Source organism: Micromonospora sediminimaris (assembly GCF_016863575.1).
GTDB classification, from domain to species: domain Bacteria; phylum Actinomycetota; class Actinomycetes; order Mycobacteriales; family Micromonosporaceae; genus Micromonospora; species Micromonospora sediminimaris.
On record NZ_BOPD01000009.1, the window covers coordinates 59,302 to 75,038 of the forward strand.

The following is a 15,737-nucleotide window of genomic DNA, read 5'->3' on the forward strand; positions in this document are numbered from 1 at the left end:
ACCGTGCCCACCGCCGGGCAAGCGCGCCGTGACCGTCGCACGGCCGGTGAACACGACGGGCCGGGGGCCTGCCGTGCCCGGCGGAGGGATCAAGCCTGACCGCCCGGAGCCGGGTACGGCAGGCCCCCGGCCCCAACCGCAACCGCGGTCGCACTGTCGGCCCCGGCCCCAAGCGCAACCAACGACAAGCTCAACCCCAGCGAACCGGGATCTCCGACGGCGGCTCGCCCTCACCAGCCCAGAAGATCGTGCCGGACGCGTCGACCACCACCACCCGGGGCGTACGCGCCAGCCCCCAGCCGATCGCCTCCGCCGGGTCGTCCCAGCTCGGCCCCTCCTCAAGCACCCCGGTCTCGGCACCCGCGTCGTCACCGGCCGAGCGCTCCCAGTAGGCCGTCCAGACCTGCTGGCCGTCCGACAGGTCCGGGTGCACGAAGACGGTGCCCCGGCCACGCCAGGCGGCCAACCGGTCGGGCACCACCGGCACCGGCCGCTCCCCGGTGACCGCCTCGATGTCGGCCACGTCGAAGGCGTGCGGCAGCAGTTCGGCCATCCGCAGCGGGCCGCCCTTGGCCTCGACGAGACATTCCGGCCCGCCCTGCTCCCAGAGCAACTGCCGGCAGCGCCCGCACGGCATCAGCGGTTCGCCGGTGGCGTCGACGCAGGACAGCGCGACGATCCGACCGCCGCCGGTGGCGTGCAGTGAGGAGACCACCCCGCACTCGGCGCAGAGCACAACGCCGTACGCCGCGTTCTCGACGTTGCAGCCGACCACGACCCGGCCGTCGTCGACGAGCGCCGCGGCACCGACCGGAAATTTCGAGTACGGCACGTACGCGTGCCGCATCACCTCGGTGGCGGCGGCCCGCAGCCGCTCCCAGTCGATCTCACTCATCCCGACATTCTGCCGCATGGCTGCTGACCAGCTTTAACGCGGCATCACCCACGGCAGCGGCACCGACCCTCCTGAACCGCGACGCCCGGAAGGCAAAAACCGCGACGCCCGGGAGGCAAAGGCCCAGCCCGATCACGCTCCCAAGATCCGCACAGATTCAGGGATACTGCTGCGCCAGCTCCGGCCGAGGCAGCAGTATCGGGGAAGTTGCGTGGATATTGGACGGCGGCACCTGACGACCTCGTCGAGGGAATAAGAGCACGGTCAGCCCTTGATGTACGGCTTGCCGTCGGCGGCCGGTGCCCGTACCCGACCGACCAGCCCGGCCACGGCCAGAATCGTCGCCAGGTAGGGCAGCATGGCCAGGAACTGTCCCGGGATCACACTGTTGATCGCGCCGAGGTAGGTGGCCAACTGGTCGGCGAAGCCGAAGAAGAGCGCGGCGAGCAGCGCACCGGTCGGGCTCCACCGGCCGAAGATCAGTGCCGCCAGGGCGATGAAGCCCTTGCCACCGATCATGTTCTTGGTGAACGAGAAGAGCGCCAGCGTGTAGGAGGCGCCACCGATGCCGGCGACGGCACCAGCCATGATCACGTTGCGGTAGCGCAGGCCGAGCACCCGCACACCCAGGGTGTCCGCCGCCGTCGGGTGCTCACCGACCGACCGGGTCCGCAGGCCCCACCGGGTCCGGAACAGCGCGATGTGGATCACGAGCACCAGGAGCAGGGCGAGGTAGAGGAAGATGTTGCCCCGGAACAGCGCCGGCCCGAGCAGTGGGATGTCCGACAGCAGCGGGATCTCCCAGTTGCTGAACCGCGGCGCGCTGTTGTATCGGGCGGCGTCGGTCTGCATCAGCCGCTCGTAGAGGAAGCCGGTGATGCCGAGCGCCAGCAGGTTCAGCACGATGCCCATGACCACCTGGTCGACCAGGTAACGAATGCTGAACACGGCCAACAGCAGCGAGATGAGCGAGCCGCCGATGGCGGCGGCGACGAGTCCCACCCAGACGCTGCCGGAGATGCTGCCGAACAGCGCGCCGCTGAAGGCACCCATCAGCAGCTGCCCTTCGATGGCGACGTTCACCACGCCGGAGCGCTCGCAGAGCACGCCGGCCAGCGAGCCGAAGATCAGCGGCAGGGCGAGCAGGAAGGTGCCCCGCACGATGTTGACAAGCGGCATGAAGTTCTGGCCGGTCGGTGCGGCGGAGACCTGCCAACACAGGAACGACAGCACGAAGGCGACCAGGCCGACGGCGAGCACCGGTACGAACCAGCGCTTCGGCAGCCCGGCGAGCATCGAGCCGCCGGCCGCGAGCGCGATCAGGCCGAAGACGATCGCACCGACGGTGCCGTTGATCTCCAACGCGGCGCCGGCGGCATCCTCGCTGAGCGTGAAGCGGGCCTGCTCGCCGGTGGCGAGCGCGCCGAACAGCACGGTGGCCAGCAGGCCCAGCGCCACCAGCACCAGGCCGACCTTGCGGGTACGGGTCCAGAAGCCTTCGTTTACCGACGCGACAGCGACGTCGGGAACAGCCGTGGTGGACATGCCTCACCAGCCCTTCGCGAGGCTCGTCTGCAACCGGGCGGCCCGCGCGGCCCGGAGCTGGAAGATCGCCTTCACCAGTGCCGGCGCGGCGATGAAGATGACGATCAGGGCCTGGAGCACGGTGACCAACTCCAGCGAGATCCCCGAGTACGACTGCATCCGGTTGCCGCCGGCCTGCAACGCGCCGAAGAGCAGCGCGGCCAGCGCCACCCCCCACGGTTTCACCCGGCCGAGTAGGGCGACCAGGATGCCGTCGAAGCCGATCTGGGCGACCACCAGGGGAGTCAGGGCCGCGGCGGTGGTGCCGAGCACCATCTGCGAGCCGCCGAGTCCGGCCAGCGCCCCGGCGAAGACCATGATCAAGACGTACGTCCGGGTGACGCTGATGCCGGCGGTGCGGGCGGCGTCCGGGTTGGCGCCCACCGCCCGCAGCTCGAAGCCGAGCGTGGAGCGGTTGAGCAGCCAGGCGACCGCCCAGGTGGCGAGCACGGCCAGGATGATGCCGGCGTGGGCCCGCAGCCCGTCACCGAAGAGTCGCGGCAGTTGCGCGGAGGCGTCCACCGGCCGGCTGATCGCATCGGTACGGTTCGGGTCCTGCACCCCGTTCTGGACGATGAGCCAGGTGAGGAAGTAGACCGCGATGTAGTTGAGCATGATCGTGTTGATCACCTCGTGGGCGCCGGTCCGTGCCTTGAGGATGCCCGGGATGAAGCCCCAGATGGCCCCGCCGAGCGCGCCGGCCAGGACGGCGACCAGCAGGTGCAGGCCCGGCGGCAGCGGCAGCAGGAAGCCGGCCAGCGCGGCCAGGATGACGCCCATCGTCGCCTGCCCCTGAGCGCCGATGTTGAACAGGCCGCCGCGGAAGGCCAGCGCCACCGAGAGACCGGTGAAGACCAGCGGCGCGGTGTAGGTGAGCGTCTCCGAGATGGGGCTCAACGCCGCGTTGAAGCTGCTCGCGGCCGGGTCGAAGACCGAGCCCTTGAACAGGTTCGCGTACGCCTCACTGACAAGCGTCCAACTGGCGTTTATCGCGTCCGAGGGACGGGCGGTGATGTAGCTGTAGGTGGCCAGCACCTCCGGGTCGGAGATGATCATCAGGACGGCGCCGACGACCATCGCCAGCACCAGCGAGAGCAGGGTCACCGTGAAGGTGTTGGCGGCCCACAGGTTCTCCAGGAAGAGCCGCCCCAGCGTGGGGCGGGGTCCCGGCCCACCGGTGGTGGTGGCCGCCTCCGCGCGTTCGGTGTTGCCGACCGCGGTCCGGGCGGCCTGGTCCTCACTCGCCGGTTCCTTGTCCGGGGAACCCGGCTGGGCGTTGGGGTCACTCATGCCGGCAACTCCGCTCCGCTCCGTGCCGCCGCAGGGCCGCCGTGCCTGATGGTTCGCTCGCTCATCGGTCCTTCTCGTCTTCGCTGCCTGGCCCCTCGGCCGACACCACGCCGTCGGTGGTGGCCGGGACGTCCCGGTCGGTGGTTGCCGGGGTACCCGCGTCGGACACGACGTCCGCGTCGGTGGTGGCCACCACGTCCGGGTCGGTGGTCGCGGTCGGCGCGGACCCGTCCTGCGGGGAACCACCCGTCGCGTCCGGGGTGATGCCGGCCATCAGCAGGCCGATCTCCTCGCGGGGGGTGTCCGGGCCGACCACGCCGATGATCCGCCCGCGGTACATCACCGCGATCCGGTCGGCCAGCCCGATCACCTCGTCGAGTTCGCTGGAGACCACCAGCACGGCGGTGCCGGCGTCGCGCTCGTGGACGACCCGGCTGTGGATGAACTCGATCGAGCCGACGTCCACCCCCCGGGTCGGCTGGGCGGCGATGAACAGCTTCAGCGGCCGGGACAGTTCCCGAGCCACGATCACCTTCTGCTGGTTGCCGCCGGAGAGAGTGCCGACCGGCGCATCGGCCGACGAGGTACGCACGTCGAACTGCTCGATCCGTTCCCGCGCCGACCTGTTGATCTCGTCCGGCCGCAGGGACAGTCCCCGGCCGAAGGGCGGCCGGTCGTACATGTCCAGCACCAGGTTCTCGGCGACGGTGAACTCCTTGACCAGGCCGTCGACGCTGCGGTCCTCCGGCACGTAGCCGACGCCCGCCCGGAGTACCTTCTTGGTGGACCAGCCGTCGATGCGCTGCCCGTTCAGGGTGATGGTGCCGGCGAGCACCGGACGCAGCCCCATGATCGCTTCGATCAGCTCGGTCTGTCCGTTGCCCTGCACACCCGCGACACCGAGCACCTCGCCCGCGCGTACGGTCAGGTCGACGCCGTCCACCGCCCGCACCTGACGGTCGTCGTCGACCACCAGGCCGGAGAGTTCCAGGACCGGCTCGCCCGGGGTGGCCGGGGCCTTGTCCACGGTGAGCCGGACGGTGCGGCCGACCATCAGCGCAGCCAGCTCGTCCCGGCTGGCCTCGGGCGAGGCCGTACCCACAGTCTTCCCGCGTCGGATCACCGTGATCCGGTCGGCGATCGCCTTGACCTCGCCGAGCTTGTGGGTGATGAAGACGATCGACTTGCCGGCGGCCTTGAGCGACCGCATCACGGTGAGCAGTTCCTCGGTCTCCTGCGGGGTGAGCACGGCGGTGGGCTCGTCCAGGATGAGCAGGTCGACGTCCCGGGTGAGCGCCTTGACGATCTCCACCCGCTGCTGGATGCCGACCGGCAGGTCCTCGATCACCGCGTCCGGGTCGACCCGCAGGTTGTACCGCTCGGACACCTCGGCGACCTCGCGCCGGGCGCGACGCCGGTCCAGGAAGCCGGCGATGCCGCCGCGTACCTGCTCGGCGCCGAGCATGATGTTCTCGGTGACGGTGAAGACGGGCACCAGCATGAAGTGCTGGTGCACCATGCCGATGCCGGCCGCGATCGCGTCGGAGGGGCCGCGCAGCCGCAGCGGCTTGCCGTCGACCAGGATCTCGCCCTCGTCGGGCTGGTAGAGCCCGTACAGCACGTTCATCAGGGTCGACTTGCCCGCGCCGTTCTCGCCGAGCAGGGCGTGGATCTCTCCAGGCTCCACCGTCAGGTCGATGTGGTCGTTGGCGACCAGATCACCGAACCGCTTGGTGATGCCGCGCAGTTCGAGTCTCAGCGCAACCTCCTGGAGTGCGAAGCGATGGTGCAGCGTAGCTGCTGGCGGGCGGGCCTGGCGTCGGCCGGACCGGTGGCGCGGATCGGCCGCTGCGGCACGGCGGGTCTCCCCCGTGCCGCAGCGGCCGGATCAGGTGTGGCTCTGCGCGCCGGCCGCCCTCGGTGATCGTCTCACCGGGGACGGCCGGCGACGGGTCACTTCGGCTGGGCGGCCGACTCGACCTTGACGGTGCCGGCGGCGATGTCCGCCTTCAGCTTGTCGACCTCGGCCTTCAGCTCGGCCGGGACCTTGCTGTCGAAGTCGTGGTACGGGGCGATCGAGACGCCGTCGTTGGCCAGGGTGCCGATGAAGCCCGGGTCCGCCTGGAGCTGCTCGCCACCGGCGGCCTTGAGCACGGCCTCCTTGACCGCGCCCGGGATGTTCTTCACCACGGTGGTGATGATCGCCGGGCAGTTCGGGGTGCTCTCGCAGCCATCGACGTCCACCCAGATGGTGTTGTACTTGCCGTTGGAGGCCTGGGCCGCACCGGTGGTGCCGAGGCCGGCGCCGCCGGCCACCGGCATGATGATGTCCGCGCCCTGGGCGACCAACGCGTCGCTGACCTTCTTGCCCTCGTCCTGCTTGACGAAGTCGTTGGTGAAGGAGCCGTTCTGGGTCTCCTTGTTCCAACCGAGGACCTGGACGTCCTTGCCCTTGGCCTCGTTGTAGTAGGCGACCCCGTCGGCGTAGCCGTCCATGAAGATGGTCACCGGCGGGATCTTCAGACCGCCGTAGGTGCCCACCTTGCCGCTCTCGCTCATGCCGGCGGCGACGTAGCCGGCCAGGAAGGCAGCCTGGGCGGTGTCGAACTGCATCGGGTAGACGTTGGCCACCCCCGGGTCGGCGTCGACGATGCCGAACTGCTGGTCCGGGTTCGCCTCGGCGATCGCCTTGGTCGCGTCGCCCATCAGGCCACCAACCGCCAGGATGAAGTCGCAGTCCTGGTTGACGTACTGGGTGAGGTTCGGCTCGTAGTCCGCCTCGGCCTTGGAAGCGACGTACTTGATGTCGATGTTGTCGTTCTCCGCCTTGGCGTCCTCCAGGCCCTTCCAGGCGGAGGCGTTGAACGACTTGTCGTCGATGCCGCCGACGTCGGTGACCATACAGGCGGTGTACGCCTCGCCGCCGGAGCCGGCGTTGTTGTCCTCATCCGGGGCCTCGCCACAGGCGGCGGCGCTCAGCACGAGCCCACCCGCCGCGATGATCGAGGCGATCCGCATCCCACGCACCGAGCGCAAGACGTCTCCTTCCCATTGCACACCGCGGGGTACGCGGTGGCAGCCCTTGAGCCGGCCTGCGCCTTGCCGCCGGCGTCCCACGTTACGGGAGCAGAGCGTACGCCCGCGCCCACCTGCCGACCGACAATCGTGCAGGACTGTTGGAGCCCTGTTACCCCTACGTAATGCTTGGGTGGGGCACATCACTCAGGGTGCCGGCAGGCGGGCGCACTCGCGCCGGAAAAGCCCTTTTTACCCGGCGGCCCGATGGTTCGCCGGCTATCGCCAGAAGACCGCAACGGCCGCGTTGGCCAGGGTCAATCCCACGATGGCGAGGAAGTGCCCCCGGTTGACCTCGGCCCGCTTACGGGAGAAGAACACCATTACAAAGATCAACAGGGCGAGCACCAGCTTTGTCACAAGCTTCGCCGGTGCCGGCTCGTCACCGTCGCGCAGTGGCGCGCTCAGGCCGATGCCGGTCAGCAACTGGATCACCGAACCCCACAGCATGGCGGCGTTGATCCGGATCTTGCCAGTGAGATATTGGGCGATCGCGCCGCCGAGCAGCAACGCGAACCCGATCAGATGGACGTAGAGGAGGATGAGTCGAAGTGCTTCCACCCGACCCATCCTGCCCTATCAACGACGGTTCGTAGTAGAGGCATCTCGGCGAATCCGGGATGCCACCAGCACCAGCGCCAGTCCGACCACCGCGTAGCCCGCCAGTACGGCGATCGGGCGACCGGCGCCGGCACCGTCGAAGAACGCGACCGAGCGCAGCAGCGTGCCGCCAGCGCCCACCGGCAGCCACTGGCCGAGCGCGCCCCACGGCTGGGGCAGCAGCTCCGGCGCGGCGCCGACCGCGGAGAGCGGGTTGCCGATCAGGAAGACCAGCAGCGCGCCCAGTCCGATGCCGGGTCGCCCGAGGAGTGCACCGAGACCGGCCACCACCGCCGACGCGGCCAGGACGAACAGGCCGATGGCGGCAGCCTCGGCGAGCCAGTCCCCGGCGATGACGCCCAGCCAGCCATCCAGGACCACCACGCCCACCAGACCCGCCAGTACGCCGGTCGCCGCCAACCCGACCAGGCGCGCCAGGCCACCGGCGACCAGCAGGACGAGCAATGCACCGGCGAGCAGGCTCGTCATCGCCAGGGGCAGGAAACCGGCGGCGAAGCCGGCTCCCCGAGGATCGTCGGCGATGGTGGGCACCACCTCGACCACGGGCACCGGCCGCCCTCCGCCCAACTGGCCGGCCGCCTCGGTGAGCAGTGCGGCAACCGTGGGGCTGGCCGCCGACGCGGTGTGCAGGGTGACGCCGTCGGCTCCGATCACGAATGCGCCATAGACCTCCCGGTCGCGCAGCGCCCGGTCCGCCGCCTCCGCGTCGGGCAGCGTGGTCACCGAGAAGGCGCCGGGGCGCGCGGCGGCGAGCCGCCCGGCCGCCTCGGCCACGGCGGGCGCCGGGCCGGCGACGGCGACCGGCAGGTCGCGTGGGGCCAGGTTCGCCGCCGGAGCCGCGAACAGGGGTACGAGCAGTGCCTGCCCGGCGACCGCGAGGGCGGCGACGAGGACGGCTAGTAGCAGGGGTGACCGGTTCCTGGTCGACATCGCTCCACTCTCCAAAACGAATGCTCGTTCTTTTATGCGTCCCAGACTCCTCCCGCCCATCGATTCCTGTCAAGAACGAACGCTCGTCTTACGATGTAACCCGTGCCACGTGTCTCGGAGGAACACCTCGCCGCCCGTCGCCGTCAGATCGTCGAGGCGGCACGCCGTTGCTTCCTGCGTGAGGGTTTCCACCGCACGACGATGCAGGACGTGATTGCCGAGGCAGGGCTTTCGGTAGGCGCGGTCTACCGCTACTTCCCGAGCAAGGCGTCCCTGATCAGCGCGATCGCCGAGGAGACCATCGGCGGCGCCGAAGAGGTTCTCGACGAGTTGGCCCGGCAGGATCCGCCGCTACCGCTGGACAAGGCGCTGGAGTACGCGCTCGCGTACATGGAGAACCAGGCCGGCGACGAGGGGATGTTGCGGATCGCGATCCAGGTGTGGGGCGAGGCCCAACGGGATCCGGCACTTGGCGAGTTCGCGGCAAGCAGATACACCAAGCTTCGCGGTCACTTCGAGGTGCTGGTCAGAAGGGCTCAGGAAGCCGGCGAGTTACCCGCCGACGCCGACCCGGCGGCCGTGGCCGCGGCCCTGTTCGGCCTCTTGCCAGGCTGGTTCCTGCAGCGCATCATCACCGGCGGTCCAGATGTGGCGACCTATCTGTCCGGCGTCCGCGTCCTGTTCGGCCGGCAGCGCTGACGACCACCGTCGGCGCGGGTGGGCGCTGTCAACTGCGCCCACCCGCGCCCGGCCGGTCAGCCCTTCGTGCCGCCGGCGGTCAGCCCGGAGACCAGGTGCCGCTGGGCGATCATGAACACCACGCCCGCCGGCACGGTCACCAGGACCGCCGCCGCCGTCAGGTACTCCCACTGCGGGTTGAACTGCGGCACGAACTGCTGGAGCCCGTACGCCAGGGTGAACTTGTTGTCGGTCTGGATGAACGCCGACGCGTACATCACCTCGCCCCACGCGGTGAGGAAGGTGTAGAAGGCGGTGACCGCGATGGCCGGCCGGGCCAGCGGCAGCACCACCCGCCAGAAGATCGCGAACGGGCCGCAGCCGTCCAGCGCCGCCGCCTCGTCGAGCGAGGTGGGGATGGAGTCGAAGTAGCCCTTGAGCATCCAGGCGCAGAACGGCACCGCGATGGTCAGGTACGCGATGATCAGCGCCGGCAGCGTGTTGATCAGACCGAACCGCGCCATGATCGTGTAGATCGGCACGATCAGGATGGCCGCCGGGAACATCTGGGTGATCAGGAAGGTCATCATCAACGGGCGACGCCCGGGGAAGTTGAACCGGGAGACCGCGTACCCGGTGGTGGCCGACAGGAAGATGCCGATGAGCATCGTGAACGCCGCGACGATCACCGAGTTCAGCAGCCACTTCGGGAAGTTTGTGTCGAACAGCACGTAGCTGTAGTTGGCCAGGGTCGGGTCCTTGACCAGCGTCAGGTCGCTGCTCTGCACCGCGTACCCGGGCTTGAACGAGGACAGCAGCACCCAGACGATCGGGCCGAGCGCGATAAGCGAGGCGACGATCAGCGTGCCGTGCAGCAGCAGCGACTTCGCCGGGCTGCGCCGGCTGCGGCCGGGCCGCTTCGCGGTCTTCGCCGGGGCGGCCGGGACGGCGGCAGCCGGCGTCGCGGCTGCGGGAGTGGTCAGTTGGCTCATGTCACCACACCTCGCCTTGCTTGCGCAGCGCCCGCCGGTAGAACATCGAGAACACCAGCAGGATCGACAGGATCAGCACGCCGTACGTGGACGCGAGCGAGTAGTTGCGGATGCCCTCGAACGCCGCCCGGAAGGCACCGGTCACCAGGATCTCGGTTCCGCCTGCCGGCTGGCCCTCGGTCACCAGGAAGATGATCGGGAACATGTTGAACGTCCAGATCGTGCCGAGCAGGATCACCGTCATGCTGACCGGGCGCAGGCCCGGCAGGGTGATGTTGCGGAACCGCTGCCAGGCGGACGCGCCATCGATCTCGGCGGCCTCGTACAGCTCGCCGGGAATCGTCTGCATCCCGCCCAACAGGGCGACCATCATGAACGGCACGCCGAGCCAGATGTTGGTGATGATCGCGGTGAACAGCGACGTCCACTGGTTGGCGAACCAGTCGACCGGGTCGATGCCGAGCGAGGTGAGCAGCGAGTTGGCCAGGCCGAAGCGCTCGTTGAAGATGAACTTCCAGGCGAAGGCGCTGACGAAGGCCGGCACCGCCCAGGGCAGCACCAGCAGCACCCGGTAGAGGCCGCGGCCCCACATCGGGCGGTTGAGCATCACGGCCAGGCCGAGGCCCAGGCCGTAGTGGAACACGACGCATCCGAGGGTCCAGATCAGCGTGATGCCGGTCCACTGCCAGAAGTCGCCGACGTTGCCGCTGAGCACGTTCAGGTAGTTGTCGAGGCCGACGAACTCCCACCTGTTCGGGTTCTCGGCACAGACCTCACCACCGGTGATCGACCTGGTGCAGATCTCCGCGGCCTGGTTGGCCTCGGTGAGGTTGGTGAGGGAGAGCCAGATCCCGCGGAACAGCGGGTAGAAGATCAGAATCGCCAGGACGATGACGACGGGCAGCACCATCGCCCAGGCGTACCAGTGCTTCTCCCAGCTGCGGCGCAGCCGGGAGGGACGAGCGGATCGGCCGGACGGCGTCGAGGGAGGCGCCGGATCGGCTGTCACGGTGGTCATCAGCTGCGCTCCATGAGGGGAGGTCCGGCAGGGCCGCGCGATCGGGTACGGTCACGCGACCCTGCCGGGTGCCGAGAGGTCACCGGCGGAGAGCCGGCGGTGAGATCAGTTCTCGTAGGTGGGGACGACCTCGGCCTTGTACTTCTTGGCGACGGTGTCCAACGCGGCCTTCGGGTCCTTGTCCTGGATCAGGACCTCGGTGGCCATCTGGTCGAGCGGGCCGAAGAACTGACCGGCCTCGGGGATCCACGGCCGACCCACCCCGGCCTCCACGACCGGCTGGAACGCGGCCACGGTCGCGTTGTTCTTGACCGCGTCGAGGTCGTACGCCGAGGTGCGGGTCGGCAGCAGGCCCAGCTTCTCCGAGAGGAACGCCTGCGACTCGGCGGAGCTCATGAACTTGACGAACGCGACGGCGGCGTCGACCTTCTCCTGCGGCATGCCGGACCAGATCACGTAGTTGTGGCCGCCGACCGGGCCACCGGCCTTCACCGAGCCACCCGGCACCGGCGCGATACCCAGGTTCTCCAGGCCACCGAAGCCCGGTGCCTGCTGGACGTTGTTGACCTCCCACGGCCCGTTGATGATCATGGCGACCTTCTTCTCCTTGAAGAGGGTCATCATGGTGCCGTAGGCGTCGTTGGCGGACGGCTTGGCGGCCGCACCGCTGTCGATCAGGTCCTTGGCGATCGCCAGTCCGGCCGCGTTCTGCTCCGAGTTGATGACGATCTTCTTGCTCGCGGTGTCGACCAGGTCGCCACCCTCGCCGTACATGAACGGCAGCAGGAAGTAGCCGGCCGGGTTGATGTAGACACCCTCGGCGTCGGTCTTCTCCTTGATGGTCTGCGCCGCGGTCTTCAGCTCGGCCCAGGTCTTCGGGGGCGCACTGATGCCGGCCTGGCTCAGCAGTTCCTTGTTGTACATCAGCGCCAGGCTGTCGGTGACCTGGGGAACGCCGTAGGTCTTGCCGTCGAACTTGTTGGAGGCGAGCGGGGTCTCCAGGAAGTCGGACTCGTCGGCGAGCAGTTCGGAGCCGTCCAGCGCGTACAGGTAGCCCAGCGAAGCGAACTCGGGCACCCAGGCGACCTCGGCCCGCAGGATGTCCGGGGCACCGTTGTTGGCCTGGGCGGCGGTCTTGAACTTGTTCTGCGCCTCACCGAACGGGACCGACTGGTAGTTGATCTTCACGTTCGGGTAGGTCTGGTTGAACTTGGCGATCAGCTCCTGGAACGCCGGGCCCTCGTTCTTCGGGTCCGAGGTGTCCCACCAGGTCAGTTCTGCGGTGAGGGAAGCGGGGTCTACCGCCGGCTGCTCCTCGGCCGCCTTGTCGTCCCCTCCGCCGCACGCGGCGACGGAAAGGGCGAGAGTGGCAGCGGCGAGTACGGCGGTCCCCCTGGCTGTGCGGCGCATGTTCGCTCCTAAATTGCCTGCCGGGTAACGGCGGGGACAGTAGCAAGAACTTTCGTAACTAGAAACCCCTTGCGAACACCCCTGCAACAACCGTGCCCCATCCGCAACTTCAGCAGTTGACAACTGCCGCCATCTGGGCATTTTGCCCCCGACTGAGGTGACCGAACTCCCAACCAGCGTCACCTTGCGCATACCTTGCGACCACCCATCGTCCCGTCAGGGCTCGACCCGGGCCGACGCTATGGGAACGCTCCCGACGGACGCTGCTCGATTCTGCAAGTTCTTGCTGACTAATGCGCAAGAACTTGGCGGTGAGCTACAGTGCCGCCATGCGCGCTCGCCTGTCCGACATCGCCCAGCAGGCCGACGTCAGCGAGGCCACGGTGTCGCGGGTGCTCAACGACCGCCCCGGCGTGGCACCCGAGACTCGGCAGGCCGTCCTGACCGCCCTCGACGTGCTCGGGTACGAGCGTCCCGCCCGGCTGCGCAAGCGCAGCGCCGGACTGGTCGGTCTGGTGGTCCCGGAGCTGGACAATCCGATCTTCCCGGCGTTCGCCCAGATCATCGAGTCGGCCCTGGCCCCCACCGGCTACACCCCGGTGCTGTGCACCCAGACCCCCGGCGGCGTACGCGAGGACGAGTACGTGGAGATGCTGCTGGACCGGCAGGTCTCCGGGATCGTCTTCGTCTCCGGCCTGCACGCCGACACCGCCGCCGACCACGACCGGTACCGGACCCTGCTCGCCCGCCCGCTGCCGATCGTAATGATCAACGGGTACGCGCCGGGCATCCCGGCGCCCTTCGTCTCCTGTGACGACCGGGAGGCCGCCGAGCTGGCCGTGGCCCACCTGGTGGCCCTGGGCCACCGGCGGATCGGCCTGATCACCGGCCCCGACCGCTTCGTGCCGGTCCAGCGCAAGGTCAGCGGCTACAAGGCGGCGATGGAGCGCCTCGCCGGTGTCGACGACGACGAGTTGGCCGAGCTGACCGAGCTGTCGTTGTTCGGCGTCGAGGGCGGCGAGGCGGCGGCCGGTCGGTTGATCGAGCGCGGCGCCACCGGCATCGTCTGCGGCTCCGATCTGATGGCACTCGGCGCCATCCGGGCCGCCCGGCAGCGGGGCATGTCCGTACCGGAAGACCTCTCGGTGGTCGGCTACGACGACTCGCCACTGATGGCCTTCACCGATCCGCCGCTGACCACGATGCGGCAGCCGGTGGCCGCGATGGCGGTCGCCGCGGTGCGCGCCCTGGTCGACGAGATAAACGGACACGGCGCCCCGCACTCGGAGTACCTGTTCCGGCCGGAGCTGGTGGTGCGGGGGTCGACGGCGGTGGCCCGGCAGGACGCCGCGTCCACGCAGAGCGGCCCGGGCCGGCAGCGGCCGACGCCGTCCGCACTCGCCGTCCCGGCGTGACGTAGCCCGCAGCAACAGCATCACCAACCTTTCTTGCGCAAGAAATGCTTGACTCTTGCAGAGCTGGCGCGGCATTCTGCTCAGACACCCGTGCGTCCCCACCTCGCCAACGCCGGGTGACCGCCGTCCCGCGCCACAGAACGGGGAACACCCGATGACCGTCAGCACCCCCTCGCCGCTGACCTCCGACGCCGACTGGTGGCGATCCGCCGTCGTCTACCAGGTCTACGTCCGCAGCTTCGCCGACTCCGACGGCGACGGCATCGGTGACCTCCAGGGCATCCGGGAACGCCTGCCCTACCTGCGCGAGCTGGGCGTCGACGCGCTCTGGCTGACCCCCTTCTACACCTCGCCCATGGTCGACGGCGGCTACGACGTCGCCGACTACCGCGACGTGGACCCGATGTTCGGCAACCTCGCCGACTTCGAGGCGATGATCACCGACGCCCACGCGCTCGGCCTGCGGATCATCGTCGACATCGTGCCGAACCACACCTCCGACCAGCACCCCTGGTTCGCCGCGGCACTGGCCGCCGCCCCCGGGTCGCCGGAACGGGCGCGCTACCTCTTCGCCGACGGCAAGGGCGACGACGGCGAGCAGCCCCCCAACGACTGGGAGAGCATCTTCGGCGGCCCGGCCTGGACCCGCGTCCCCGACGGCCAGTGGTACCTGCACCTGTTCGACCCCGCCCAGCCCGACCTGAACTGGCGGCACCCCGAGGTACGCACCGAGTTCGAGGACATCCTCCGCTTCTGGCTGGACCGGGGCGTCGACGGATTCCGGATCGACGTGGCCCACGGCATGATCAAGGCCGAGGGCCTGCCGGACGTCGGGTTCAACTCGATGACCACCGGCCAGCGCCAGTCCGAACTGCTCGGCAAGGGTCGGCTGCCCTACTTCGACCAGGACGAGGTGCACGACATCTACCGCGCCTGGCGACCCATCCTGGACAGCTACCCGGGCGGCCGGATGGCCGTCGCCGAGGCGTGGGCCGAGACGCCGCAGCGGCTGGCGCGCTACATCGGCCCGGACGAACTGCACCAGGCTTTCAGCTTCGACTTCCTCGACGCCACCTGGTCGGCCGACTCGTTCCGCAAGGTGATCGACACGGCGTTGGCCGAGTCGACGATCGTCGGCGCCCCGACCACCTGGGTGCTGTCCAACCACGACCGGCAGCGGCACGTCACCCGCTACGGCGACGGCGAGATCGGGCTGCGCCGCGCCCGGGCCGCCGCGCTGCTGATGCTCGCCCTGCCCGGCTGCGCCTACCTCTACCAGGGTGAGGAACTGGGCCTGCCCGAGGTGCTCGACCTACCCGACGAGCTGCGACAGGATCCGGCCTTCCTGCGCACCGGCGAGAGCCGGGACGGCTGCCGGGTTCCGATCCCGTGGAGCGGCGACCTGGCGCCGTACGGCTTCGGGCCGGCCGGCAGCGAGTTGAGCTGGCTGCCCGCCCCGACGACCTGGCGTGCCCTCTCGGTGGGCGCGCAGACCGGCACGCCCGGTTCCACACTGGAGCTGTACCGCGCGGCGCTACGGATCCGCCACACCCATCCGGCGCTGGCCGGCCTCGGGGGCATCACCTGGCTGGAGTCCGGCCCGGGGGTGCTCGCCTTCCAACGCGAGGCCGGCGACACCGTACTGACCTGCGTGGTCAACATCAGCGACGCGCCGGTGGTGATCGACGGGTACGGCACGCCGCTCGTCGCCAGCGCGACGCTCACCGAACGCGACGGCGGCCACCTGCTGCCGGTCGACGCGGCGGTCTGGTTCGAGCGGAACTGACCGGGTAAGCCCGCCATCGACTCGGCCGTCCGGCGTGCTCCGC

At 69.4% G+C, this 15,737-nt stretch carries 13 protein-coding genes; 3 read left to right on the forward strand and 10 right to left on the reverse strand.

Annotation, left to right across the window (positions count from 1 at the left end; genetic code table 11):
- Nucleotides 1–190 precede the first annotated feature (190 nt).
- From Vse01_RS07335 to Vse01_RS07365, 7 genes are all read right to left on the reverse strand, one after another.
- Nucleotides 191–895, reverse strand: a complete 705-nt coding sequence (locus Vse01_RS07335) for a cytidine deaminase (RefSeq protein WP_093408160.1) — start codon at nucleotides 893–895, stop codon at nucleotides 191–193.
- Nucleotides 896–1,159: 264 nt separating this feature from the next.
- Nucleotides 1,160–2,440 carry an ABC transporter permease gene (locus Vse01_RS07340; RefSeq protein ID WP_093408163.1) on the reverse strand — a complete coding sequence of 427 codons (1,281 nt, stop codon included), beginning with the start codon at nucleotides 2,438–2,440 and terminating at the stop codon, nucleotides 1,160–1,162.
- Between the two features lie 3 nt (nucleotides 2,441–2,443).
- Complete coding sequence (locus tag Vse01_RS07345) at nucleotides 2,444–3,769, reverse strand: ABC transporter permease (protein WP_093408165.1); 1,326 nt, start codon at nucleotides 3,767–3,769, stop codon at nucleotides 2,444–2,446.
- Nucleotides 3,770–3,830: 61 nt separating this feature from the next.
- On the reverse strand, nucleotides 3,831–5,561 hold the full coding sequence (locus Vse01_RS07350; protein WP_307818564.1) for an ABC transporter ATP-binding protein: 1,731 nt from the start codon (nucleotides 5,559–5,561) through the stop codon (nucleotides 3,831–3,833).
- A 161-nt stretch (nucleotides 5,562–5,722) separates the two neighbouring features.
- Complete coding sequence (locus tag Vse01_RS07355) at nucleotides 5,723–6,787, reverse strand: BMP family lipoprotein (protein ID WP_093408172.1); 1,065 nt, start codon at nucleotides 6,785–6,787, stop codon at nucleotides 5,723–5,725.
- A 276-nt stretch (nucleotides 6,788–7,063) separates the two neighbouring features.
- Nucleotides 7,064–7,405, reverse strand: a complete 342-nt coding sequence (locus Vse01_RS07360; RefSeq protein ID WP_093408563.1) for a hypothetical protein — start codon at nucleotides 7,403–7,405, stop codon at nucleotides 7,064–7,066.
- A gap of 18 nt (nucleotides 7,406–7,423) precedes the next feature.
- Entirely contained in the window at nucleotides 7,424–8,395 is a 972-nt protein-coding gene (locus Vse01_RS07365; protein WP_093408174.1) for a hypothetical protein, read from the reverse strand.
- A gap of 102 nt (nucleotides 8,396–8,497) precedes the next feature.
- Between Vse01_RS07365 and Vse01_RS07370 the strand changes: the two genes are divergently transcribed.
- Nucleotides 8,498–9,094: a TetR/AcrR family transcriptional regulator gene (locus Vse01_RS07370; protein ID WP_198413224.1), complete on the forward strand. Its 597-nt coding sequence runs from the start codon at nucleotides 8,498–8,500 to the stop codon at nucleotides 9,092–9,094.
- A 56-nt stretch (nucleotides 9,095–9,150) separates the two neighbouring features.
- On the opposite strand, the gene Vse01_RS07375 is transcribed toward Vse01_RS07370, so the two are convergent.
- The 3 genes from Vse01_RS07375 to Vse01_RS07385 form a co-directional block, all read right to left on the reverse strand.
- Nucleotides 9,151–10,065: a sugar ABC transporter permease gene (locus tag Vse01_RS07375; RefSeq protein ID WP_093408177.1), complete on the reverse strand. Its 915-nt coding sequence runs from the start codon at nucleotides 10,063–10,065 to the stop codon at nucleotides 9,151–9,153.
- 1 nt (nucleotide 10,066) lies between these two features.
- Nucleotides 10,067–11,083: a carbohydrate ABC transporter permease gene (locus Vse01_RS07380; protein ID WP_093408179.1), complete on the reverse strand. Its 1,017-nt coding sequence runs from the start codon at nucleotides 11,081–11,083 to the stop codon at nucleotides 10,067–10,069.
- 105 nt (nucleotides 11,084–11,188) lie between these two features.
- A complete protein-coding gene (locus Vse01_RS07385) occupies nucleotides 11,189–12,493 on the reverse strand; it encodes an extracellular solute-binding protein (protein ID WP_093408182.1) in 1,305 nt (434 codons plus the stop codon).
- 329 nt (nucleotides 12,494–12,822) lie between these two features.
- On the opposite strand from Vse01_RS07385, the gene Vse01_RS07390 reads away from it, so the two are divergent.
- Nucleotides 12,823–13,908 carry a LacI family DNA-binding transcriptional regulator gene (locus tag Vse01_RS07390; protein WP_170863543.1) on the forward strand — a complete coding sequence of 362 codons (1,086 nt, stop codon included), beginning with the start codon at nucleotides 12,823–12,825 and terminating at the stop codon, nucleotides 13,906–13,908.
- Nucleotides 13,909–14,062: 154 nt separating this feature from the next.
- Nucleotides 14,063–15,694, forward strand: coding sequence for a glycoside hydrolase family 13 protein (locus tag Vse01_RS07395; RefSeq protein WP_093408184.1), 1,632 nt, complete (start codon nucleotides 14,063–14,065; stop codon nucleotides 15,692–15,694).
- The last annotated feature ends 43 nt before the right edge of the window (nucleotides 15,695–15,737 follow it).

Coding starts and splice junctions, on each gene's coding strand:
- Vse01_RS07335 (WP_093408160.1), bottom strand. CDS start 895: ATGAGTGAGATCGACTGGGAGCGGCTGCGGGCCGCCGCCACCGAGGTG.
- Vse01_RS07340 (WP_093408163.1), bottom strand. CDS start 2,440: ATGTCCACCACGGCTGTTCCCGACGTCGCTGTCGCGTCGGTAAACGAA.
- Vse01_RS07345 (WP_093408165.1), bottom strand. CDS start 3,769: ATGAGTGACCCCAACGCCCAGCCGGGTTCCCCGGACAAGGAACCGGCG.
- Vse01_RS07355 (WP_093408172.1), bottom strand. CDS start 6,787: ATGCGGATCGCCTCGATCATCGCGGCGGGTGGGCTCGTGCTGAGCGCC.
- Vse01_RS07365 (WP_093408174.1), bottom strand. CDS start 8,395: ATGTCGACCAGGAACCGGTCACCCCTGCTACTAGCCGTCCTCGTCGCC.
- Vse01_RS07375 (WP_093408177.1), bottom strand. CDS start 10,065: ATGAGCCAACTGACCACTCCCGCAGCCGCGACGCCGGCTGCCGCCGTC.
- Vse01_RS07380 (WP_093408179.1), bottom strand. CDS start 11,083: ATGACCACCGTGACAGCCGATCCGGCGCCTCCCTCGACGCCGTCCGGC.
- Vse01_RS07385 (WP_093408182.1), bottom strand. CDS start 12,493: ATGCGCCGCACAGCCAGGGGGACCGCCGTACTCGCCGCTGCCACTCTC.
- Vse01_RS07390 (WP_170863543.1), top strand. CDS start 12,823: ATGCGCGCTCGCCTGTCCGACATCGCCCAGCAGGCCGACGTCAGCGAG.
- Vse01_RS07395 (WP_093408184.1), top strand. CDS start 14,063: ATGACCGTCAGCACCCCCTCGCCGCTGACCTCCGACGCCGACTGGTGG.